Source organism: Citrobacter sp. RHBSTW-00524 (assembly GCF_013747755.1).
GTDB lineage: Bacteria > Pseudomonadota > Gammaproteobacteria > Enterobacterales > Enterobacteriaceae > Citrobacter > Citrobacter braakii.
In genome coordinates this window covers 4,068,999-4,089,399 of the sequence record NZ_CP056421.1, presented here as the reverse complement: position 1 = coordinate 4,089,399, position 20,401 = coordinate 4,068,999, and the positions used below count along the sequence as shown (strand labels likewise).

23 protein-coding genes are annotated in these 20,401 nt (G+C 55.7%); 7 read left to right on the top strand and 16 right to left on the bottom strand.

Annotated features, from left to right (window positions below; genetic code table 11):
• Nucleotides 1-165: 165 nt before the first annotated feature.
• Genes HV229_RS19700 through HV229_RS19690 form a run of 3 tightly spaced genes read right to left on the bottom strand, consistent with a single transcriptional unit; the run spans nt 166 to nt 1,800 of the window.
• Nucleotides 166-741, bottom strand: coding sequence for a phage polarity suppression protein (locus tag HV229_RS19700; protein WP_000090076.1), 576 nt, complete (start codon nt 739-741; stop codon nt 166-168).
• A gap of 16 nt (nt 742-757) precedes the next feature.
• Entirely contained in the window at nt 758-1,000 is a 243-nt protein-coding gene (locus tag HV229_RS19695; RefSeq protein WP_000984214.1) for an ogr/Delta-like zinc finger family protein, read from the bottom strand.
• Nucleotides 997-1,800 carry a capsid protein gene (locus HV229_RS19690; RefSeq protein WP_181546210.1) on the bottom strand — a complete coding sequence of 268 codons (804 nt, stop codon included), beginning with the start codon at nt 1,798-1,800 and terminating at the stop codon, nt 997-999. The genes HV229_RS19695 and HV229_RS19690 overlap by 4 nt, the downstream gene beginning before the upstream one ends.
• Before the next feature lie 552 nt (nt 1,801-2,352).
• On the opposite strand from HV229_RS19690, the gene HV229_RS19685 reads away from it, so the two are divergent.
• From HV229_RS19685 to HV229_RS19655, 7 genes are all read left to right on the top strand, one after another.
• Nucleotides 2,353-2,619, top strand: coding sequence for an AlpA family transcriptional regulator (locus tag HV229_RS19685; RefSeq protein ID WP_016242327.1), 267 nt, complete (start codon nt 2,353-2,355; stop codon nt 2,617-2,619).
• Nucleotides 2,616-3,170 carry a host cell division inhibitor Icd-like protein gene (locus tag HV229_RS19680; RefSeq protein WP_181546208.1) on the top strand — a complete coding sequence of 185 codons (555 nt, stop codon included), beginning with the start codon at nt 2,616-2,618 and terminating at the stop codon, nt 3,168-3,170. The genes HV229_RS19685 and HV229_RS19680 overlap by 4 nt, the downstream gene beginning before the upstream one ends.
• Nucleotides 3,163-3,462: a Derepression protein gene (locus tag HV229_RS19675; protein ID WP_181546206.1), complete on the top strand. Its 300-nt coding sequence runs from the start codon at nt 3,163-3,165 to the stop codon at nt 3,460-3,462. The genes HV229_RS19680 and HV229_RS19675 overlap by 8 nt, the downstream gene beginning before the upstream one ends.
• Complete coding sequence (locus HV229_RS19670; RefSeq protein WP_181546204.1) at nt 3,455-3,904, top strand: hypothetical protein; 450 nt, start codon at nt 3,455-3,457, stop codon at nt 3,902-3,904. The genes HV229_RS19675 and HV229_RS19670 overlap by 8 nt, the downstream gene beginning before the upstream one ends.
• A gap of 104 nt (nt 3,905-4,008) precedes the next feature.
• Nucleotides 4,009-4,236, top strand: coding sequence for a hypothetical protein (locus tag HV229_RS19665; protein WP_181547738.1), 228 nt, complete (start codon nt 4,009-4,011; stop codon nt 4,234-4,236).
• Complete coding sequence (locus HV229_RS19660; RefSeq protein WP_016151192.1) at nt 4,233-4,553, top strand: DUF5375 domain-containing protein; 321 nt, start codon at nt 4,233-4,235, stop codon at nt 4,551-4,553. Before HV229_RS19665 ends, HV229_RS19660 begins: the two co-directional genes overlap by 4 nt.
• Nucleotides 4,554-4,567: 14 nt before the next feature.
• A complete protein-coding gene (locus tag HV229_RS19655; protein WP_181546202.1) occupies nt 4,568-6,901 on the top strand; it encodes a primase-helicase zinc-binding domain-containing protein in 2,334 nt (777 codons plus the stop codon).
• Nucleotides 6,902-7,453: 552 nt separating this feature from the next.
• Here the strand turns inward: HV229_RS19655 and cbdX are convergent.
• The 13 genes from cbdX to puuD form a co-directional block, all read right to left on the bottom strand.
• Entirely contained in the window at nt 7,454-7,543 is a 90-nt protein-coding gene (gene cbdX, locus HV229_RS19650; RefSeq protein ID WP_016151902.1) for a cytochrome bd-II oxidase subunit CbdX, read from the bottom strand.
• Between the two features lie 13 nt (nt 7,544-7,556).
• Nucleotides 7,557-8,693: a cytochrome d ubiquinol oxidase subunit II gene (appB, locus tag HV229_RS19645; RefSeq protein ID WP_181546200.1), complete on the bottom strand. Its 1,137-nt coding sequence runs from the start codon at nt 8,691-8,693 to the stop codon at nt 7,557-7,559.
• An 11-nt stretch (nt 8,694-8,704) separates the two neighbouring features.
• A complete protein-coding gene (gene appC / locus HV229_RS19640; RefSeq protein WP_080859982.1) occupies nt 8,705-10,249 on the bottom strand; it encodes a cytochrome bd-II oxidase subunit 1 in 1,545 nt (514 codons plus the stop codon).
• 88 nt (nt 10,250-10,337) lie between these two features.
• The gene (locus HV229_RS19635) at nt 10,338-11,195 is read right to left on the bottom strand and encodes a hydrogenase expression/formation protein (RefSeq protein WP_181546198.1); all 858 of its coding nucleotides are present in this window, start codon (nt 11,193-11,195) and stop codon (nt 10,338-10,340) included.
• Nucleotides 11,188-11,595 carry a hydrogenase-1 operon protein HyaE gene (gene hyaE / locus HV229_RS19630; RefSeq protein WP_153690695.1) on the bottom strand — a complete coding sequence of 136 codons (408 nt, stop codon included), beginning with the start codon at nt 11,593-11,595 and terminating at the stop codon, nt 11,188-11,190. Before hyaE ends, HV229_RS19635 begins: the two co-directional genes overlap by 8 nt.
• A 5-nt stretch (nt 11,596-11,600) precedes the next feature.
• Entirely contained in the window at nt 11,601-12,182 is a 582-nt protein-coding gene (hyaD, locus tag HV229_RS19625) for a hydrogenase 1 maturation protease (protein ID WP_046276295.1), read from the bottom strand.
• Entirely contained in the window at nt 12,179-12,913 is a 735-nt protein-coding gene (gene hyaC / locus HV229_RS19620) for a Ni/Fe-hydrogenase b-type cytochrome subunit (RefSeq protein WP_080859990.1), read from the bottom strand. Before hyaC ends, hyaD begins: the two co-directional genes overlap by 4 nt.
• 18 nt (nt 12,914-12,931) lie before the next feature.
• Nucleotides 12,932-14,725: a Ni/Fe-hydrogenase large subunit gene (gene hyaB, locus HV229_RS19615; RefSeq protein WP_016155782.1), complete on the bottom strand. Its 1,794-nt coding sequence runs from the start codon at nt 14,723-14,725 to the stop codon at nt 12,932-12,934.
• Entirely contained in the window at nt 14,722-15,849 is a 1,128-nt protein-coding gene (hyaA, locus tag HV229_RS19610; RefSeq protein WP_046276297.1) for a hydrogenase 1 small subunit, read from the bottom strand. Before hyaA ends, hyaB begins: the two co-directional genes overlap by 4 nt.
• Before the next feature lie 209 nt (nt 15,850-16,058).
• Nucleotides 16,059-17,339 (bottom strand): FAD-binding oxidoreductase, encoded by a 1,281-nt coding sequence (locus tag HV229_RS19605; protein WP_016151911.1) that lies wholly within the window; start codon nt 17,337-17,339, stop codon nt 16,059-16,061.
• Between the two features lie 2 nt (nt 17,340-17,341).
• Nucleotides 17,342-18,829 (bottom strand): aldehyde dehydrogenase PuuC, encoded by a 1,488-nt coding sequence (puuC, locus tag HV229_RS19600; protein ID WP_181546196.1) that lies wholly within the window; start codon nt 18,827-18,829, stop codon nt 17,342-17,344.
• Nucleotides 18,830-18,966: 137 nt separating this feature from the next.
• Nucleotides 18,967-19,524, bottom strand: coding sequence for an HTH-type transcriptional regulator PuuR (gene puuR / locus HV229_RS19595; RefSeq protein ID WP_016151913.1), 558 nt, complete (start codon nt 19,522-19,524; stop codon nt 18,967-18,969).
• 25 nt (nt 19,525-19,549) lie between these two features.
• The gene (gene puuD / locus HV229_RS19590; RefSeq protein WP_016151914.1) at nt 19,550-20,314 is read right to left on the bottom strand and encodes a gamma-glutamyl-gamma-aminobutyrate hydrolase; all 765 of its coding nucleotides are present in this window, start codon (nt 20,312-20,314) and stop codon (nt 19,550-19,552) included.
• Between the last annotated feature and the right edge of the window lie 87 nt (nt 20,315-20,401).

The following is a 20,401-nucleotide window of genomic DNA, read 5'->3' as shown; positions in this document are numbered from 1 at the left end:
CTGCCCGCTTTCTGGGGCACTTTTAATGCAGGTGCGTGAAGGGACTCAGGCCGCGCCAGAGCTGGTGCGGCGGGGTGTGGAAAATTCAGGTTTTTGCATGCAAAGCCATGCAGCGTAGGCATGCATGGCTATTTTTATTAAAAAGACGGGTATTTTCGGGGCGTTTTATGCGGATTTTTTGCGGGTCTGCGCGGCCTGTCGGCGCATGAAAATCTGACTCTGTTCAGGCGTATATTTTGCCCGGTTGTCGTCTCTCGATGCTCTGTCAGGCCGGAAACCGATGGTTGTCAGAATGTCGCGATCTTCCTCTGCGTAATCAATATTTCCTCCGCGGGTTACATGAACGGACAGCGCTTCGCGAACACTGGCGGCCGCCCGGTCGAGAGCCCGTTCTCTGACGATGTCAGGTTGTTCGCTGAGATGCATTAATTCCGGTGCCAGTGCGGCGGCCAGCGCGTCGCCGCTTACCTGCATAAAAGCGTGGAGCTGACGCCGGATACTGATACGCTGCACGGCCTCATGTGACCGGATGTACTGCCCGGCCGACTGATTTACCGCCCATTTTTTCAGGTCAATATCATCCCGCAGCGCCTGTGCGGCCTCCGGTTCATAACGGGTGCAGGTCAGCTCCAGCTCTTTCAGCGCCATTTCAGCCCGCGCCAGTGCTGACTTGCTGCTCATCCAGTCCGATTTATTCTTCTGACAGGTTTCAAAGGCCTGTTCCAGTAGTGCTCGTGCCATTGTCTTTTCTCCTGAATCAGTGGCGCAGCGATGAGCGGGCGCAGTCCAGAATTCGGGGCGGTGTTTCTGGTACTGTCTGCGGCGGTTCGGGCTTTTCTTCTGCCGGTGGCCGTATCACCTCGTCGATAGACTCGGTGGTGCGAAAGGTTGCGGAGCAAAAGACATTCACGCACTGGAGGTAGCTCTGTTTGACGTTATCCGACAGGTAACGACTGGTACGGACATGGGCAGCCTGTTTGCAGTACGGGCAGCGCATCATGGCTTAACCCCCCGCGACTTTTTCTTCTGTGCCAGCTCTTTAGCCCGCGCCATTCTGAGAACAGGGCTTTTAAAGAGCTTCATGTCCACGCCGGTGAGTGCCGGACGGTGAAGCCCAATTTTTGAAATTACCGGCTCCTGCGCCATGTTGAATGTGTAGTACCTGCTTTGCGCCAGTACATTCTCACCCAGCTCCTGAATGAGAACGTTGTGAGGGTGTTCTTCTCCTTTCATTTCAAGTTCACGCAGACGTAACGCAAATGCGCGCACCAGTGAGGGAGGGATGTCTTTCATCACGGTCGCCCACTCATTCCGGGAGTAGGCAGAGAACACCGTAAAATGCGTGCCGACGTACTTATCTCCTGATGTACAGGCGGACAGCATGGTACTGGCCTTATCATCGTTGAGTTCATCAATCAGGGCGGTGAATTCCTCCGCCAGCTCCCGACCGGCCACTCGCTGACTGTGTTCGGCTTTCAGTTCCGGGGTCATCATGCCGCGCAGTTCGCGAAAACGGGTACGCCAGTTCTGTTCCGCTTCGGCACTTTCATTCAGGGCGTTCTGACGCTCTTTCTCGCTGCGGGTAATGGCGGCATCAATATCATTCAGTTTCAGCATATTTTCCGTGTGCACGGATTTGGCCTTGCTGAATGCCTCAAGCGCATTATTTATCGTGGCCTCTGCGTTCTGGTTTGCTTTCTCGTTAAGGCTGTCCAGTGCGCTGTCAATGGCCGTGCGGATGTTCTCATCCTGCGTGCTGCCGATGGTTTTCATTACTGCGGTAAACAAATCTGGTTTCATCGTCGGGTTCTCTCTGTGTTTTCAACCTGACGCCATTCTGCCGTCCCTCAGACAACAACTCGATTCATTGCCGTTGTAGCAGACATGGCACAAACAGGACTTCAAAACCCGGCTGGCCAGAGAAAGGTCGCAGGGAAACCCCTCTCTCTGTTTGTTTTTTTACATGTAACTATTCACTACTGTTCACTCAGTATAAAAATATAAGTAAAACAATAAATTAAAGAGTGAACAGTTGAGAGTGAAGTGTTCACCAACTGTTCACTACTGTTCACGCTATAGAAATTGAGCATTGCCTTATAACCATGTTAATTCCTGTTAATTTCGTAATAACCATAGGTGCAACTAATCAAAAATAAATGCTGATTTCCACCTGAAGCCATTTAAAGTCATTTAAAGCGATTTGAAGTTTTGCTGCTCAAAATTCAGACAGCTTGTGCCATGCCTCATACAAAATTCGCTTGTTGCATCAGACCAAAATATTCACAAAATAGAGCGCTACCTGATACCGGACGGACACGTCCGGATCTCTGCGGATATTAACGAGGTAGCGTTATGCACACAGTTTCATCAGTACCATCGTCCCCCACAACCGCGCACCTGATGCCGGTTTCAGCCCCGGCTCAGGAACGTTTTTTACGTCTCCCGGAAGTCATTCATCAGTGCGGTCTGTCCCGCTCCACGCTCTACGATTTAATCGCCCGCAATGCTTTCCCGGCGCAGGTTTCCCTCGGGGGTAAAAATGTCGCCTGGCTACAGTCTGAAATCACGGCATGGATGGCAGAACGTGTCGCGCACCGCAACCGGAAATACGACGCATGAATCAGAGCCGATTTCACAAAGCCCCTTTTTCTGGCTTGCATCCGTTGTGTGTTTCCTGGTACAGTTTTGTCGCTGTCGCAAAATCGACAGCCGGGCGTAGGAACCCGTGTTACTTATTGGCGACTCAACACGCGCCATGCGTGTTTTTTTACGTCGTTGCTCAGGTACACCTTATTTTTGGGCTGTGGTGGTTTCACACTGGCCTGTATCAGATAATGGTGGTCCGGGCGGGGCAGCCTTCGGGCTGGCCGGTTTCCAATAAGGCCGGTATTCCTACCCCCGTCCGGGCTACCACCCATGAGTGTAGGAACTCCGGTGGTGGCAATAACCGCTACTTATTGGAGGTTGCCCTTATGGCTACGCCCCTCACACCGTCACACCCTCAGTTTGTCTTTGTGTTTGCCGCCATCCGTCGCGCAGACCGTAAACCCCGTATCTGTATGCTCCGCACCGTTGCTGGTGACGAGGTGGCCGCCCGCCGCACCCTTGTCCGGGAATACGTGCTTTCCCTTGCCGCCCGCCTGCCGGTGACGGGGGTGTGTCATGCATAATCAGCCTGTCGCTCAGACCGTCTCAGCGCGTCGTGATGACCTCAACGCCATCAGTGAACACCTGAGCCTCGAATCATTCCATAAACTCAACCGTGCCTGTGAAACCCTGCAGTATTTCGGCAGTGATTTACGACGCCACGAAATCAACGGACTCAGCCAGCTTTATACCCCGCAAATCCTGAGTTATGTGCATGAAGACATCAGCCATGTGCTCGAAGAACTCAAGGCCAAAGGCCTGTGCCGTGACTTTCTCGCCACGACGTCGGGAAACGGAGGTGAGCACCATGTTTGATTTCCCTCAGCCGGGTGAAACATATCGCTGTACAGGATTTCCTGATGTGGTGGTGTCGGGCGTGCTGGCCGACGGTATTCCGTGGGATATGCCGTACCGCTGTCCGGGGCTGGTCTGGAACCCGTACCGGCGCACCTACACTATCCTCATTCGTATTATTGCCGGTGGCCGTATGGCAGAAATTCCGCTCAGTCGTTTTTTGCGGGACTTTACCTGTGAGCATCCCGATATATTTAAACGCAACCCTGAAAACCGCCATGCCGTATTGCGCGAAATAGCCTCTGACCCGGCATTACAGCAATACAGGGCGCGGAATATCGATAACTATCCTGATGATATTCCCCCGGTTAAACGCCCGGCGCCGGTGGCGCATAAATGGCGGAATAATTTCAGGCCGGAAACGGAAATAAAACCGGATAACAACTACCGCCATTATCTGTAATTAAAAACGATACCCAAAAATAAAATGTGCGTATCTGCGCAGGGATACGCACGTCCTCAGGAGACGAAATAATGCCTGTTAAAAGTACGGAACGGCCGCAGAATATAAAACAGCCCACCATCAGCCGGGCAGACCTTGAATGCCTCGAACATATGCGCAACGTCGGCCAGCTCGTCGGCGACCTGATGCAGGTGCAGGGCTGCACCTCTTTGCGTCACAACCCGGCACAGCAGCTACAGCTCACCTCGGTGATTTACCTCATGACTGCCCGGCTCGACGGCGTGGTCGGCCGCTGCAATCAGCACTGGCTGACCGGGGAGGGCAGTGTATGAAAACCGCATTATCTCCCGTTCTGCGCGCTGCGCTCTATCGCCGGGCGGTCGCCTGTGCCTGGCTGACCCTGTGCGAACGTCAGCACCGCTACCCGCAGCTCACGCTCAGTACGCTGGAAAGCGCCATTGCGGCCGAGCTGGAGGGCTTCTACCTGCGCCAGCATGGCGAGGAAAAAGGCCGTCAGATTGCCTGTGCCCTGCTCGAAGATTTAATGGAAGCCGGACCACTCAAGGCCGCGCCGTCGCTGTCCTTTCTCGGGCTGGCCGTGATGGATGAACTCTGCGCCCGTCATATCACCGCACCGGCGCTGCACTGAGGGAGAAAATAACAATGAAAATGAACGTAACGGACACCGTAAAACAGGCGTGCGGCCACTGGCCGCGCATTCTCCCGGCGCTGGGTGTAACGGTCATCAAAAACCGCCATCAGGCCTGTCCGGTGTGTGGCGGCTCCGACCGCTTTCGCTTTGACGATAAGGAGGGGCGCGGGACGTGGTTCTGTAACCAGTGCGGCGCGGGAGACGGCCTGAAACTGGTTGAGAAGGTGTTCGGCGTATCGGCCTCTGAGGCGGCCGGGAAGGTGAATGCCGTGACCGGCAACCTGCCGCCGGTTTCCCCGGCGGTGACTGCGGCCGCAGAGGCTGAAACAGAGGCAGACCGCAAAGCGGCGGCCGCGCTGGCCGTAAAACTGACGGAGAAAGCCCGACCGGTCACCGGCAATGCCTACCTCACCCGCAAGGGCTTCCCCGGCCGGGAATGCCTGACGCTCACCGCCCTGCACAAAACCGGCGGCGTGACGTACCGCGCCGGGGATGTGGTGGTTCCGCTTTATGACGATACCGGCGCACTGGTTAACGTCCAGCTCATTAACGCGGACGGTCTCAAGCGCACCCTGAAAGGCGGTCAGGTGAAAGGAGCGTGTCATATTCTCGACGGGAAAAAAGAGGCGGGAAAACGGCTGTGGATAGCGGAGGGCTACGCAACCGCGCTCACCGTGCATCACCTGACCGGGGAAACCGTCATGGTGGCGCTGTCGTCGGTGAACCTCCTTTCTCTGGCGAGCCTTGCCCGTCACAAATATCCGGCCTGCCGGATTGTCATTGCCGCCGACCGTGACCTTAACGGCGACGGCCAGACCAAAGCGTCTGCGGCCGCAGAGTCCTGCGGGGGCGTGGTCGCCCTGCCGCCGGTGTTTGGTGACTGGAATGATGCGTATACACAGCACGGCGAAGATGCCACGCGTAAAGCCATGTATGACGCCATCCGGCCACCGGCTGACAGCCCGTTCAGCACCATGAGCGAGGCGGAATTTACCGCCATGAGCACCAGTGAGAAAGCCATGCGGGTGCATGAGCATTACGGCGAAGCGCTGGCGGTGGATGCGAACGGCCAGCTCCTGTCCCGTTATGAGGCGGGAATCTGGAAAATCATCCCGCCGTCGGACTTTGCGCGCGACGTGGCCGGGCTGTTCCAGCGCCTGCGCGCCCCGTTTTCGTCGGGGAAAATTGCCTCGGTGGTCGACACCCTGAAACTGATTATTCCGCAGCAGGACGCCCCGTCACGGCGGCTGATTGGCTTTCGCAACGGCGTGCTTGATACCAAAAGCGGTATATTCAGCCCGCACAGCAAAACGCACTGGCTGCGCACCCTGTGCGACGTGGATTTCACCCCGCCGGTGGAGGGGGAAACGCTGGAGACGCACGCGCCGAATTTCTGGCGCTGGCTCGACCGCGCTGCCGGTTCGCGTGCCGATAAACGTGACGTGATACTCGCCGCGCTGTTTATGGTGCTGGCGAACCGTTACGACTGGCAGCTCTTCCTCGAAGTGACCGGTCCGGGCGGCAGCGGGAAAAGTATTCTGGCCGAAATAGCGACCATGCTCGCCGGGGAAGATAATGCCACGTCAGCGACTATCGAAACGCTGGAATCCCCCCGCGAGCGCGCGGCGCTGATTGGCTTCTCGCTGATACGTCTGCCTGACCAGGAGAAATGGAGCGGTGACGGGGCAGGACTCAAGGCCATCACCGGCGGGGATGCGGTCTCCGTCGACCCGAAATATCGCGATGCATACTCCACCCATATTCCGGCGGTGATACTGGCCGTAAACAACAATCCGATGCGCTTCACCGACCGCAGCGGCGGGGTGTCGCGTCGCCGGGTGATAATGCACTTCCCGGAACAGATTGCCCCGGAAGAACGCGACCCGAAGCTGAAAGAAAAAATCGCCCGGGAGCTGGCCGTCATCGTGCGCCAGCTCATGCAGACGTTCAGCAACCCGATGACCGCGCGTACACTGCTCCAGTCGCAGCAGAACTCCGACGAGGCACTCAGCATCAAACGCGACGCTGACCCGACATTTGATTTTTGTGGCTATCTGGAGGCGCTGCCCGAACCTGACGGTATGTACATGGGGAATGCGAATATCATCCCGCGACAGCCGCGCCTGTACCTGTATCACGCCTATCTGGTTTACATGGAGGCGCACGGCTACAAGAACACACTCAGCCTGACCATGTTCGGCAAAGGACTGTCATCGATGCTGAAAGAGTACGGGCTGAATTACGGTAAGCGACGAACAAATCAGGGGATGCAGACGAACCTTGCGCTCAGGGAGGAAAGCAACGCCGACTGGCTGCCCCGGTGCGACGAAACCACCGCGACATAACCTACCCGGACCGGCATCAGCCGGTCTTTTTTTACCTGAAATCCCGGAAAGTGAACAGTAAAGTGTTCACTGTTCACGGACTGTTTACCGGGTATCACATTGAAATTAAAGACAAATAATGGCGAGTGAACAGTGTGAACAGTTTTCCGTAAAAAAAGTTTTTTTCGTAGTTTGAGGTTGTGCGAAAAATGAACGCATCCGGCAATGTGTATAGGTGTGTGTATAGTTTTATTCTTCAATATTGATTTCTTCAATAAAATCAATTGATTGATTCTATTTATCGACTCCTATTATCGCACCATTCAATCAAGCAGTTACAACTACACATCTTCAATGTAATCCCCTTCTTTTTGTCTCGCGCACTGGTTTAGCACTCTATAGCTTCTCATTTCCTTTCCGCTCTTCGAACTCGTCCATTGCAGCACCACTCTGCCGTTTATAGATAAGCTTGGTGCTAACCAGGGGTTGGGTACAGCCATGCTGCTTTTGTGTGAACGAATAAAGACTCCCCGAATAAACAAGGGAGCCCGGAAGCGTAACGCACGCGCAGGGCTATTTCTGCCGTGACTCAAGCCAGACCAGCGCCAGCGTGGAGAGCGTGCACATCAGCAGAATGCCGACAAACCAAAACAGATACCACATCGTACAGTCCTCCCTAATAAAGTTCGTGGTTGTGGCGGCGGATGGTTTCTACGTTGATTCGTCCCAGCATCTTGTAATAACTCCACAAGGTATAAAGCAGAACTATCGGTAGGAAAATCAGCACGATAACCAGCATGATACTGAGCGTCATCTGGCTGGAGGTACTGTCCCACACCGTCAGGCTAGAGAGTGGATATGCGCTGGATGGCATCACAAATGGAAACAGGGTGATTCCAGCGGTGAAGATCACGCAGGTCTGGGTCAATGAAGCAAACAGAAATCCCCACACGGCCCGACGTTGCCCGCAGGCATAGATCGCGAGCATCGGAAAAATCATGCCCAACAGCGGAATAACCAACAGTAGTGGTGAATTTTCAAAGTGCGCCATCCACGCGCCCGGTGCGGTCGTTACTGCCTTTAATAGCGGGTTGGACGTACCATTAGGATCCTGGCTAAGCAGCACATAGCCATTAATCCCCGTCCACAGCCAATACCCGGCTAACAGGAAGCAGAGCACCACTAACATCGCGCTGCGGCGGGTGGCAGACAGCGCGCGCAGGTGAAGAATGCCGTCGGTTTTCAACTGGAGCCACACGCCCCCCTGCATAATGACCAACATCAGGCTTAATGCGCCGCACAGTAGGGCAAAAGGAGAGAGCAAATCCCAGAAAGTGCCCAGATATTGCACGTGTAATTGTGGTGTGAACACAAAAGGCACCCCCAGGAACAGATTGCCGAAGGCGACGCCGAAGATAACCGGTGGCACCAGGCTGCCGATAACCAACCCGGTGTCCCACATGGCGCGCCAGCGTGCATTCGCTATTTTACCGCGATAATCAAAGGCCAACGGACGAAAGAAAAGGGCGCACAGCACCAGAATCATCGCCACATAAAACCCCGAAAATGCGGCAGCATAGACGCGCGGCCAGGCTGCGAATAATGCACCGCCCGCCAGAATGAGCCACACCTGGTTACCCTCCCAGTGCGCCCCTACGCTATTGATTAACACCCGACGTTCATCATCGTTGCGCGCGATCAGCGGTAACAGGCAGCCGACCCCCATATCAAACCCGTCAGTGACCATAAAGGCCACCAGAATAATGCCAATCAGCAGCCACCAAATGAGCCGCAACGTTTCATAATCCAACATGATGCTCTCCTTTATTCCTGTTGTTGTGCCGGTTGTTGACGTTGCATCGCATCTGGACCAAGACGCGCGTATTTTTGCATCAGGTAGACTTCGGCAATTAAAAACAGGGTGTAAAGCGTGAGGATTAGCCCCATGGAGAAGGCCAGTTGGCCCGCGCTCAGCGCAGAGTGGGCGTACCAGGTCGGCAAAATATCCTGAATCGCCCACGGCTGACGGCCAAACTCCGTCATAAACCAGCCTGCTTCAATGGCAATCCACGGTAGCGGCAGGCTCCACAGCGTTATGTGCAGTACCCAGCGATGCTGGTCGATACGCCAGCGTAAGGTCTGTATCAGCGCAATCGCCATCACCAGCAGCAAAAGGGAACCGCACCCAATCATGATGCGAAAGCTCCAGAACACGGGGGCGACTTGCGGAATAGCGCCGCGTTGTGCGGCCTGATATTGCGCTGGCGTGACATGGTTCATGTCAGGGGCGTAGTTTGCTAACAGGATGCCGTAACCCAGATCTTTTTCCACGGCGTGAAAAGCGTGCAGTAGCTGAGGCGTGCGGTTACCTTTGGCGATTTCCTGCATCAGCAACCATGCTTCCCGGCCCCGCTGCAGGCGGGGTAGCGCGTCTGCCATCAGGTTCTTCAGCCCCGGAACTGGCGTATCTAAAGAGTGAGTCGCCAGGATACCCAGCAGGGCCGGTATCTTCACGGAAAAGGCGTTACGCTCTTGCTCCTGCTGCGGCCAGGCTATCACATGAAAGGGCGCAGGTGCTGGTTCGGTTTGCCATTCCCCTTCCATTGCCGCCAGTTTTACCGGCTGGCGTTGGGCGACCTCATAGGCTGAGCTATCTCCCAGTTGCAGAGTGCCGAGGATAGCCAGTGTGCCAAAGACGGAACCTACCGCGAAGGAGCGCAGGGCGAACTCGCGAGCGCGACCACGCAGCAGATACCAGGCGCTGATGGACATCACAAACATGGCGCCTGTGACATAACCGGACATCACGGTATGCACAAATTTCACCTGGCTGATGGGGTTAAAAACCAGCTCGCTAAAGCTGCTCATCTCCATGCGCAGGGTATCAATATTAAAGTGAGCGCCCGTTGGATATTGCATCCAGCCGTTGGCGTTGAGGATCCACAGGGCCGAGATATTGGAGCCAAACGCTACCAGCCAGGTCACCAGTAAATGCTGGTACTTGTTTAAGCGCTGCCAGCCGAAGAAGAACAGCCCCACGAATGTGGATTCAAGAAAGAAAGCCATCAAGGCTTCCATCGCCAGCGGAGCACCGAAAATATCGCCCACATAGTTGGAATAGAGCGACCAGTTAGTCCCGAACTGAAACTCCATGGTCAGGCCGGTCGCCACACCGAGCGCAAAGTTAATACCGAATAACTTTCCCCAGAAACGCGTCATGTCGCGGTAGACTGTTTTGCCCGTCACCACGAACAGGGTTTCCATGATGGCCAGCAAAAAAATCAGCCCCAGCGTCAGGGGAACAAACAGAAAATGGTACAGCGCGGTCAGCGCAAACTGCCAGCGCGATAAGTCAATGACGTCCCACATGCGAACTCCATCAGGCATTAGAGAGTGAATAGATAAGGAAGAAAACGCCAGACCCGCAGCAGAAAAGTATGCGGGTCGGGAGAAGGGATCAGGCCGGCGGGCCGGATGCCAGCCAGCTACAGACTTCATCCAGGCGCTGGAGCGAGTCGAGCAGATCCTCCGGAGCAGCCAGTATCAGTTCCGGTAATGGACAGATCTCATAACTCTCGAGCAGAAGCCCTTTCAGGGTATCCAGACAGCGCACATGCCAGACATGGCGCAGCGCCGTGGCGTCGATTTGGCTCTCGCCGTAGCCGATGGTGCGGATCTGAATGCGTCCTTCGCCACACAGGCGGGAGAGGAACTGGCGATCCGCATCGCTAACCGGGAGTTGGGTGAGGTTAATGCTATGAGGTTGCGTGGCCGGATCGCGCACGTGCGCCAGCAGTTCCTGAGCCAGCGTCAGGCCATTCATCAACCCATCGACGGGCGGAGGCAACAGGCTATCGTCTGGCAGCGTCGTGATTGTTGCTGCCTGCCACAGCGCCCGTGGCGCACTGCCTGCCTCCAGATGCTCCTCCCATTGACCCAAGTCATTCTGGCAACGCACCCGCCAGATTCCGCAGAAAATAGACTCCTGAATCTCACTCGCCCTGCCGTCAGCCTGCTGGATACGCACGGAAACTTCGCCTTCGCCGAGCAGCGTATTCAAAAACGTGAGGTCGTCTGCGTTGAGCGTGGATAAATCCCATCCCAGCACGTCCTGTTTTACGGGGATTTTCTGGCTAAGCTGGTGGCGCACGTCGGCTAACAATGCCATCACCGCCGGGCTGTGCGGACAGTTTTCCAGCCTCGCCATGCTGGGGCTGCTGTTGACCTGGCAGGTGAGGGGCAAGGGATTCATGCTGAAGCTATCATCGCCCGGCTGGGTTCCCGGTCCCAGCAGATGAAAAAAGGTATCACTCATCTTGCAGGCTCCGGGGGATGCGTTCTTCAACGAGGGGGCGCATCAGGTTGAGCAGGTCGGCCCACGGGTGGATGCCACTGAGAATGCCGCGCAGCTCGCCGTGGATAAATACCAGCGTGGCCGGGAAGCGAAATACGCCAAAACGATCGCCGATAGCCTCGCTGTGCTCGAGATCCGCCATAGCGATTTGCCAGTCAAACTGGGGAAACTCGCGGAGCAACTCGGCAATCATTACCGGGTTATCGCTGACTTCCGGCGTGCGGCGGGGATCGCTACTGAGCAGCACCACGCCATCACGCACACGCGTTACCCAGTCATCCAGTTCAGATGCGGTCAGCGGTTGCCAGCCGCGCGCCAGCATGCGTTGCCATAGCGTAGAAAATGGTTTGTCATTCAACATGTTGCTTATCTCTCCAGCGTTACACGATACTGGCGAATACGCACGCCTTCATAGTTTTCCAGCGACAGGCATTCATAGTTCAGGCAACGCGTTTCATCGATTGTCTGTGGCGCGATGCCCCACGCGGCCAGTTGCCTTAGCGCGGCTTGTTCTGCCGCCGGGAGCTGAGCGCGCGCGATGTCGGTCAGGCTGCCACCATAGTCGTCCAGCTGCACCGGCTGTAGTCCTACGAGGGCGATGTGGGCGGGCAGATGACCGCGAATCTCCGCCAGAGCAAGCACTTCGGAGAAGCTGTTCTGATGCAGACTCATTTTTTTGGCGCTGAGGTAACTGGGGACTTGTTCACCAGCGTAGGATTGCAAAGTGCCTGGCGCGAGTCCGTAGTCGATGGCGTCCAGCAGCAACAAATGGCTGGCCTGCTCAACGTAGCCCAGCAGATTCAGCCCTTGCGTGCCGCCGTCGACAATCTCTACCCATTCCGGCCAGTGATAGTGGGCGTACAGGCGTTCGGCAACGCGAATGCCAAATCCTTCATCTGCCCACAGCAGGTTGCCTAAGCCCATCACGATGACGTTAGGTTCGCTCATGACGCCTCCTTATCGCGCTGGCGTTTGGCAAATTTGTGGCTACGGTAGCCGTTGATCATGGTTGAGATGACGGTATCGTCAGACATGATGTCCTCGCGGATAGCCATATACACATGACCGATGATGAAGGCGGCGATGAACCACATCCCCAACCGATGCCAGCTGTGGATATCGAGAGAGTTACCGCCGGTCCAGTAGAAAAACTCCGTCACATAGTGGAAGGGGGTAAAAATGGCGTACTGGCTATGCTCGCTGTATAAGGCAAAACCGGTGAGGATCATAAAAACTGAGAGCAGGAAATAACCGAACATCGCCGCCTGCGCGACGGGGTTATGGCCGATATCTTCTCCCGGTTTTTTTTCCAGAAACAGATACCAGCGCACCACCGAAAAGGCACCCTGCCACCAACTGCGACGCCAGACAGGCACGATAAACAGCTCGCGTGAATAGCGATTGCCGACGAAGGCCCAGTAAATGCGACCCAACAGTATCACCGTAAACACCATGGCTGCGGCGAAATGTACTAACCGGATGTCGCCCATGTAGAACAGGTAAGTGGCCTCGCCGTTGACCGACGGCAGTGGTCGGCCAATGAAGTATCCGGTTACCATCAAAACCAACATGCAGCCCACTGTCAGCCAGTGCCACAAGCGTACGGGCGCTTCAAACACATAGTGGCTGACGGCGGTATCACGCGCCTCCCCGACGCGTGGGGATATCTTTCCAGTCATCGTTCCGTTCCTTAACGCTTAGCGAACCTGGACTGCGATAAGTTCGCTGCCGTCGTCGCCGAGGACGTGGGTTGAACATGCCAGGCAGGGGTCGAAGCTGTGCAAGGTGCGCAGGATCTCCAGCGGTTGATCCGGTATCGCCATTTGGGTGCCCATCAACGCCGCCTCGTAGGCGCCAATTTGCCCCTTCGGATCGCGCGGGCTGGCATTCCAGGTGGTCGGCACCACGCACTGATACACGTCGATCTTCTGGTCGCGAATCGACGCCCAGTGACCAAGTGCTCCGCGCGGCGCCTCGGTAAAACCGATCCCACGGCACTGCTGCGGCCAGCTTGCAGGCTCCCATTTTTCGGTATTCGCCGTAGCCAGATTGCCGTTTTTCAGGTTGGTCATCAGCTTGTCGAAGAAATATTGCAGCTTGCTCACGGCCCACTGCGCCTCGTGCGCGCGGCACAAAATACGCCCCAGCGTCGACTGCATACCCGACAGCGGCAGTTTGAGTGCGGACATCATGCGATCGACGGATTCAATCGTGGCGGCATCCCCTTTGTGATAGGCAATCAGCGTACGCGCCAACGGTCCAACTTCCATTGCGTGTCCGCGCCAGCGCGGGGCTTTGATCCACGAGTAGCGTTCCTGTTCGTTGAGCTGCTGGATATCGGTATCACTGCCTTTGACATCGCCGGGGTTGTACCAGGGTTCAGTAATCCCCTCGAACGGGTGACGACCTAATTGATCGTCCGGATAACGGTACCAGGCATGATCGACAAACTCCTGAATTTGCTGCTGATCGGCCAGATCCACCGGCATGACGTTGTTAAAATCACCGTTAATGACCGCGCCGCCAGGCATCAACAGGCTCTTCGCGCTGAAGTCGTTGGCAATATCCGGGAACGCGCCGTAGCTTAAGACGCACTTATCAGACAGCCCGGTGCCAATCTGGCTCCAGGGTTTGTTGAACTGGCCGATAGCCAGTGCGTCAGGAACCATGACGTTGTTGATGAAGTCGGCGGTGCGGGTGATGATCGACTGTACCAGGTTAAGGCGTTCCATATCGACCGCACCAACCGCGCCGCTCTGATCGATATTGATAGCGCATGGCATGCCGCCGACAATCCAGTTAGGATGCGGATTCTTGCCGCCAAACACCGTATGGATTTTGATAATCTCGCGCTGAAAATCGAGCGCTTCCAGATAATGGGCAAAGCCCATCAGGTTAGCCTCTGGCGACAGTTTGTACTGCGGATGTCCCCAATAACCGTTGCGGAAAATCCCCAACTGACCGCCGTCGACAAATTTCTTCAGGCGGTTTTGTACGTCAAAGAAGTAGCCCGGGGAGGACATCGGCCAGGCTGAAAGGCTTTGTGCCAACTGTGATGTTGCGCGCGGGTCGGCTTTCAGGGCATTCAGAACGTCAATCCAGTCCATTCCGGCTAGCTGGTAAAAGTGGACCAGGTGGTCGTGGCACCACAGCGTCGCCAGCATAATATTGCGAATGATGTTGGCGTTGTCGGGCACCTTGATGCCAATGGCATCTTCAATGGCATAGACCGATGCGAGCGCATGTACGCCAGTGCACACCCCGCAAATTCGTTCGACAAACGCCCAGGCATCGCGCGGGTCGCGCCCTTGCAGAATAATTTCCAGTCCACGGAACATGGTGCCGCAGGACACCGCGTTGGTGATGATGTTCTGCTCATCAATGTTCACCTCACAACGCATATGGCCTTCAATGCGCGTAATGGGGTCGACAACCAGGCGGCGGCCGGCATTATTGACCGTATATCCCTGGGTTTGATACGAATTGCTCATGCCTGTTTATCCTCATTGTCTGGCGACTGTTGTCCGGCGTCGGCTAATTGCTGTTTGTGGCGGTTATGTTGATTGACGGCGCTGGCGACTGCGTGGACACCGACGCTGGCGGCCACCACGCCAAGCGCGGTGAGGCCCACGGTATCGGCGGTTGAATGCGTCCCCATCTGCGGGATATCGACCACGCGGCTGTAGAACGAACCGCGATCCCAGAAGCCATTCTCCGAACATCCCAGACACCCATGACCGGACTGGATGGGGAAAGAAACGCCGCCATTCCAGCGGGTGGTGGAGCAGGCGTTATAAGTGGTAGGCCCTTTGCAGCCCATTTTGTACAGACAATAGCCTTTTCGGGCTGCGTCATCGTCCCAACTCTCAACGAACTCCCCGGCGTCAAAGTGGGCGCGGCGGTAGCATTTGTCGTGAATACGCTGACCATAGAACATCAGCGGACGCCCCAGACGATCGAGTTCAGGCAGACGATCAAACGTCACCATATAGGTAATGATGGCGCTCATGACATCCGGAATCGGCGGGCAGCCGGGCACTTTCACGATTGGTTTATCGGTGATCACCTTATCGATCGGCGTTGCCTGGGTTGGATTAGGCCGGGCGGCCTGCACGCAGCCCCAGGAGGCACAGGTTCCCCAGGCGATAATCGCGCTGGCGCCTGCCGCAGCTCTTTTTAGCTTTTCAATAAACGGTCGCCCGCCGCTGATGCAGAACATTCCTTGTTCACCCAGCGGAGGATTGCCCTCGACGGCCAGAATGTATCGGCCGTGGTAGCGGCTCAGAATGTCTTCAAATACCTCTTCGGCCTGCGTTCCGGCGGCGGCCATCAGGGTGTCGTCGTAATCAAGAGAAATCAGGGAGAGGATGACGTCTTTGGCGAGTGGGTGAGAGGAGCGGATAAATGATTCGGTGCAACAGGTGCATTCCAGCCCGTGGATCCAGACGACCGGGATCCGAGGTTTGTTTTCCAGCGCCCAGGCTATTCTGGGCGTCATTGCGGCTCCCAGCCCAAGCGATGTTGCTGCGAGGCTGCAATATTTGAGAAAACTGCGTCGACTCACCCCTTTGCGGCGCATCGCCTGATAAAAGGTCTCCTCGTTATTCGTATTCATAACACGCGTTTCTTCCCCCGTTGAGTTCTGGCCACATCGCCAGCGATAATCTAAAAAAGCCTATCCGATCAGCAGGGAGAAACAATGCAAAGTGTAGGGTTATGTCCTATTGCGATATTTTCGTGCCCGTTACCTGTTTTTCACTGTCCGGGAATAAAAAAACGCACAGGGGGAGACCGCCCTGTGCGTCGGGTTTATTGCGGAAGAACTTAAACCCCAAGGCGATCGCGTAAGCTGTAATATGCCGCCCCCATGGCGGTAAACGGAATGCGCAGGCTGCGCCCCCCTGGGAACGGGTAGTGCGGCAGTTTGGCGAAAGCGTCAAAGCGCTCGGCATCCCCGCGCAGCAGTTCAGAAATCAGACGTCCTGCCAGGTGGGTACAGGTCACGCCGTGGCCGCTGTAGCCCTGCATATAGTAAATGTTGGTATCAAGACGGCCAAACTGCGGCATGCGAGATAGCGTTAACAGGAAATTACCGGTCCAGCGGTAATCAATTTTTACCCCCTGCAATTGCGGGAAGGTTTTCAGCAGTTTCGGCATTATCAGACGTTCAATATCGTCCGGATCGCGGGCGCCGTAGACCACGCCGCCGCCGTACAACAGGCGGTTATCACCGGTCAGACGGTAGTAATCCAGCAGATAGTTACAATCTTCCACGCAGTAGTTTTTAGGAATCAGCGAGCGCGCCATCTCCGCAGACAACGGTTCGGTGGTTAATACCTGTGTGCCGCATGGCATGCTGCTTTTTGCCAGCGCAGGCTCCAGTTTGTCGCCGAGGTAGGCGTTGCCCGCGACGATCACAAAGCGGGCCGTAACCTGACCTTTTTCGGTGCTGACCACCGCCGGGCTGGTGTGCTGGATACGGGTGACCGGCGACTGTTCGAAGACGCGCCCGCCGTTCAGACGAATGGCGTTAGCTTCGCCAATCGCCAGGTTCAGCGGATGAATATGACCACCGCTGTGGTCGAGCAGCGCGCCGACATAACGATCGCTGCTGACTTCGCGACGAATTTCGCTGCTGTCTAACAGTTCAAGCTGCGTGTTGCCGTAGCGTTCCCAGTTCGACTTCTGCTCCTCCAGCGTTTCCATCTGCTTGTGGTTCAGCGCCACAAACAGTCCGCCGGGGCGATAGTCGCATTCGATCTGATAACGCTTGATACGTTCGCGGATGATATTACCGCCTTCAAACATCATGCTGCCAAGCATTTTGGCGGCGTCCGGGCCATAGGTGCGCTCGATGACGTCGATATCGCGACTGTAGGAGTTCACCAACTGACCGCCGTTACGTCCGCTGGCCCCGAAGCCAATACGTGCGGATTCCAGTAGCACTACGTCGTAACCCATCTCCGCTAAGTGCAGGGCGGAGGAGAGACCGGTATATCCACCGCCCACGACGCAAACATCACAGCTAACCGACTCGCTAAGGGTGGGAAACGGTTCGTACTGATTGGCGCTTGCGGCGTAATAACTGCTGGTATGTTCAGTCATGATTAAGGCTCCAGGGAGATCCAAATGGTTTTCAGTTCGCTAAATTTTTCCAGCGCATGCAGGGACTTATCGCGCCCGTTGCCGCTTTGCTTATAACCGCCGAACGGCACAGTCATATCACCATCGTTGTAGTTATTAACGAAGACCGAACCGGCCTTCAGGCGACGGCTCATGCGGTGGGCGCGCGACAGATCGCGGGTCCAGACCGCGGCCCCCAGGCCGTAGTCACTGTCGTTGGCCAGCGCCAGGGCTTCGGCTTCGCTGCTAAAACGGGTGACGACCAGCACCGGGCCGAAGATCTCATCGCGGCTGACGTGGGCTTGCGGGGCTGTATCGACAAAAATAGTCGGGCCGATAGCCGCTGGGTGTACGTGGCTGCGACCATCCAGCGCCAGCGTGCCTTGCGCTTCACCGTCGCGAATAAAACCGTGCACGGTGTCGGCATGCGCGTTGTCGATAAGCGTGCCCATCGTGGTTTCCGGATCCAGCGGGTTGCCCGGCTGCCAGTTTTTCGCCTGCTCTTTCAGCAGGGCGATGAACTCGTCGGCAATACTCTCTTCCAGTAACAGACGCGTACCGGCGATACAGACCTGACCCTGGTTATAGAAGATGCCTGCTGCAGCATTGGCGGCGGCTTTCGGCAGATCCGGGCAGTCGGCAAAAACGATGTTGGCACTTTTACCACCGGCCTCCAGCCAGACGCGTTTCATATTGCTGTCGCCAGCGTCTTTGAGCAGTTGCTTGCCGGTGCGGGTCGAGCCGGTAAAGGTGATCACATCAACATCCGGATGCTGCGACAACGCCTGGCCCGCTTCGTGGCCATATCCGCTCACCACGCTGAGAACGCCATCTGGCAAACCGGCTTTTTTTGCCAACGCAGCAAGGCGAATGGCGGTCAGCGGTGATTTTTCTGAAGGCTTGAGGATCACGCTGTTGCCTGCAGCCAGTGCCGGGCCAAGTTTCCAGCAGGCCAGCAGCAGGGGAAAATTCCACGGCACGATGGCCGCAATGACGCCTACCGGCTCGCGCACAATCAGCGCCAGATCGCTCACCGAGGTGGTGGCCACTTCGCCATAGACTTTATCTATTGCTTCGGCGTACCAACGGATGGCGCGTGCCGCGCCTGGAATATCATCACGCAGGCTATGGCGAATCGGTTTACCGGTGTCGAGCGTTTCCAGTAGCGCCAGCTCCTCGTGATGCTGCTCCATTAAATCGGCGAACTTGTGCAGGACTGCCTTGCGCTCTGCGGGTGATGCTTGCGACCAGTCTCCGCGTTCAAACACGGTGCGGGCTGCGGTGACCGCGCGGTCTACATCCGCTTTTTTGCCGCGGGCGACTTTGGCGAGCGGACGTTGTCCTGCCGGATCCTGCGTAATAAAGGTTTCGTTATCGGCGGATGCGCAATATTCGCCGTTAATAAATAAACGGGTCTCCGGCGAATAATGGCTGGCTTTTTCACGCCAATATTTGAGATTCTGAAAGTTCATAGCTACTCCTTTTATATCAATAAGATAAAGTTCGTTGCTGATCTTTTCAGGCAAAATCAGGCTGCACGATGCCCCAGGGATGTACCCTGTTAATGCGCGTTATTTAAGAAGGCCTGAGAAACTCAGGCCGCTACTTATTAGAAAGTGGTAGGAGTGTGGGCACTGATGATGCGGCAGATCCCTGCCGAGGTGTTGCTGAAGCTGTGTGGTATACCGGTGTTAATGGCATAACTTTGCCCTGCAACAAGATGATACGTTTGACCGTTGATGGTCAGTATCACTTCACCTTCCAGTATTGTCCCAATCTCTTCACCCTGGTGTTTAATTCTCTCCCCGGTTGTCGTACCTGGCTGATAGGTTTCAAACATCATGGCCAGCGTACGATTCGGATTTCCGTTGTGTACCAGCTTCATGGATACTCCCTGACTCCCGATCTCAATCAAATCATCCTGATTGATAACCACCTGCGGTTCGTCAGGCTTTTCCGGTTCCGCGAAGAACTCGGAGAGCGACAGCCCATAAACTTTCAATAGCTTTTGCAGCGTACTGATGGCAGGACTGACTTTATCCTGCTCTATGGTGCTGATGGCGCTATGCGTTAACCCAGACAGTTCGGCGGCACGACGCTGTGAAAGACCCAATTGCTGGCGGATCTCTGACAAACGTTTACCCGGCGCCAGGCCGTCATCGCTCATAATTGCATTTCCTTAACTGTAGTGGTCAGAGTCGCTGTTTTTCAGCGAGGTGGTTCTGACAAGCGGTGATAAAACCTTCAAGTAACAAACGCGACAGGGCGTATTCGCTACTGTTCCATTCCGGGTGCCACTGCACGCCAAGCGCGAAAGGATGGTCGTGAACGCTGGCTGCTTCCACTAATCCATCCTGCGAGCGTGCTTCCACGCGCAGTTGCGGGCCAAGGGTTTTTGCGCCCTGACCATGCAAGGAGTTAACCCAAAACGTGCTGCAACCTGGTATTAGCTGAGATAGCAATCCTCCCTGTTGAACCTGGACTTCATGAGATGGCGCATATTGCTGCTCCACCGGGAGTTCCGCATCTTCACGATGTTCCAGGAACTGTGAGTGATCGCACAGGCGACGATACAGAGTCCCGCCAGTGGCGACAACTAATTCCTGTAAGCCCCGGCAGATGGCGAAAATGGGAATGCGCCTTTCGAGCCCGGCGGTAATTAGCGCCATGCTCAGAAGATCACGCCCGGGATCGGCGTCAGACTCATCGCCATTTTCACCATAAAGGTGCGGCTGCACATTGCTTGGGCTTCCTGGCAGGAAGATACCATCCAGTTTCGGTAACAGCGCGTTCAGTAATTCGGGTTCCGCAAGCGCATGGGGAATCGCTATCGGTAATCCACCGGCGTTTAATACTGCATTCAGGTACTTTTCTTGCAGAGTCTGGGTCTCGTGACCCTTAAGCCTGTTCCTACACATCACTACACCAATAACTGGCTTGTCAAATATATTGCCCATGATCGACCTCACGTTTTGGAATAAATTATTGCCAAACGGTTCCTTGTTATGCCATTCCGTTCATTATTTTCTCAATCTAGCAGCGGA

Excerpts from the sequence above, each read along its gene's own strand:
- HV229_RS19635 (WP_181546198.1), bottom strand. The coding sequence starts at position 11,195 with ATGAGTGATACCTTTTTTCATCTGCTGGGACCGGGAACCCAGCCGGGC.
- HV229_RS19690 (WP_181546210.1), bottom strand. The coding sequence starts at position 1,800 with ATGAAACCAGATTTGTTTACCGCAGTAATGAAAACCATCGGCAGCACG.
- appB (WP_181546200.1), bottom strand. The coding sequence starts at position 8,693 with ATGTTGGATTATGAAACGTTGCGGCTCATTTGGTGGCTGCTGATTGGC.
- hyaC (WP_080859990.1), bottom strand. The coding sequence starts at position 12,913 with ATGACTGGAAAGATATCCCCACGCGTCGGGGAGGCGCGTGATACCGCC.
- hyaA (WP_046276297.1), bottom strand. The coding sequence starts at position 15,849 with ATGAATACGAATAACGAGGAGACCTTTTATCAGGCGATGCGCCGCAAA.
- hyaD (WP_046276295.1), bottom strand. The coding sequence starts at position 12,182 with ATGAGCGAACCTAACGTCATCGTGATGGGCTTAGGCAACCTGCTGTGG.
- HV229_RS19655 (WP_181546202.1), top strand. The coding sequence starts at position 4,568 with ATGAAAATGAACGTAACGGACACCGTAAAACAGGCGTGCGGCCACTGG.
- HV229_RS19605 (WP_016151911.1), bottom strand. The coding sequence starts at position 17,339 with ATGACTGAACATACCAGCAGTTATTACGCCGCAAGCGCCAATCAGTAC.
- HV229_RS19700 (WP_000090076.1), bottom strand. The coding sequence starts at position 741 with ATGGCACGAGCACTACTGGAACAGGCCTTTGAAACCTGTCAGAAGAAT.
- HV229_RS19670 (WP_181546204.1), top strand. The coding sequence starts at position 3,455 with ATGTTTGATTTCCCTCAGCCGGGTGAAACATATCGCTGTACAGGATTT.
- HV229_RS19680 (WP_181546208.1), top strand. The coding sequence starts at position 2,616 with ATGAATCAGAGCCGATTTCACAAAGCCCCTTTTTCTGGCTTGCATCCG.
- HV229_RS19695 (WP_000984214.1), bottom strand. The coding sequence starts at position 1,000 with ATGATGCGCTGCCCGTACTGCAAACAGGCTGCCCATGTCCGTACCAGT.
- hyaB (WP_016155782.1), bottom strand. The coding sequence starts at position 14,725 with ATGAGCAATTCGTATCAAACCCAGGGATATACGGTCAATAATGCCGGC.
- hyaE (WP_153690695.1), bottom strand. The coding sequence starts at position 11,595 with ATGTTGAATGACAAACCATTTTCTACGCTATGGCAACGCATGCTGGCG.
- puuD (WP_016151914.1), bottom strand. The coding sequence starts at position 20,314 with ATGGGCAATATATTTGACAAGCCAGTTATTGGTGTAGTGATGTGTAGG.
- appC (WP_080859982.1), bottom strand. The coding sequence starts at position 10,249 with ATGTGGGACGTCATTGACTTATCGCGCTGGCAGTTTGCGCTGACCGCG.
- HV229_RS19660 (WP_016151192.1), top strand. The coding sequence starts at position 4,233 with ATGAAAACCGCATTATCTCCCGTTCTGCGCGCTGCGCTCTATCGCCGG.
- puuC (WP_181546196.1), bottom strand. The coding sequence starts at position 18,829 with ATGAACTTTCAGAATCTCAAATATTGGCGTGAAAAAGCCAGCCATTAT.
- puuR (WP_016151913.1), bottom strand. The coding sequence starts at position 19,524 with ATGAGCGATGACGGCCTGGCGCCGGGTAAACGTTTGTCAGAGATCCGC.
- HV229_RS19675 (WP_181546206.1), top strand. The coding sequence starts at position 3,163 with ATGCATAATCAGCCTGTCGCTCAGACCGTCTCAGCGCGTCGTGATGAC.
- cbdX (WP_016151902.1), bottom strand. The coding sequence starts at position 7,543 with ATGTGGTATCTGTTTTGGTTTGTCGGCATTCTGCTGATGTGCACGCTC.
- HV229_RS19685 (WP_016242327.1), top strand. The coding sequence starts at position 2,353 with ATGCACACAGTTTCATCAGTACCATCGTCCCCCACAACCGCGCACCTG.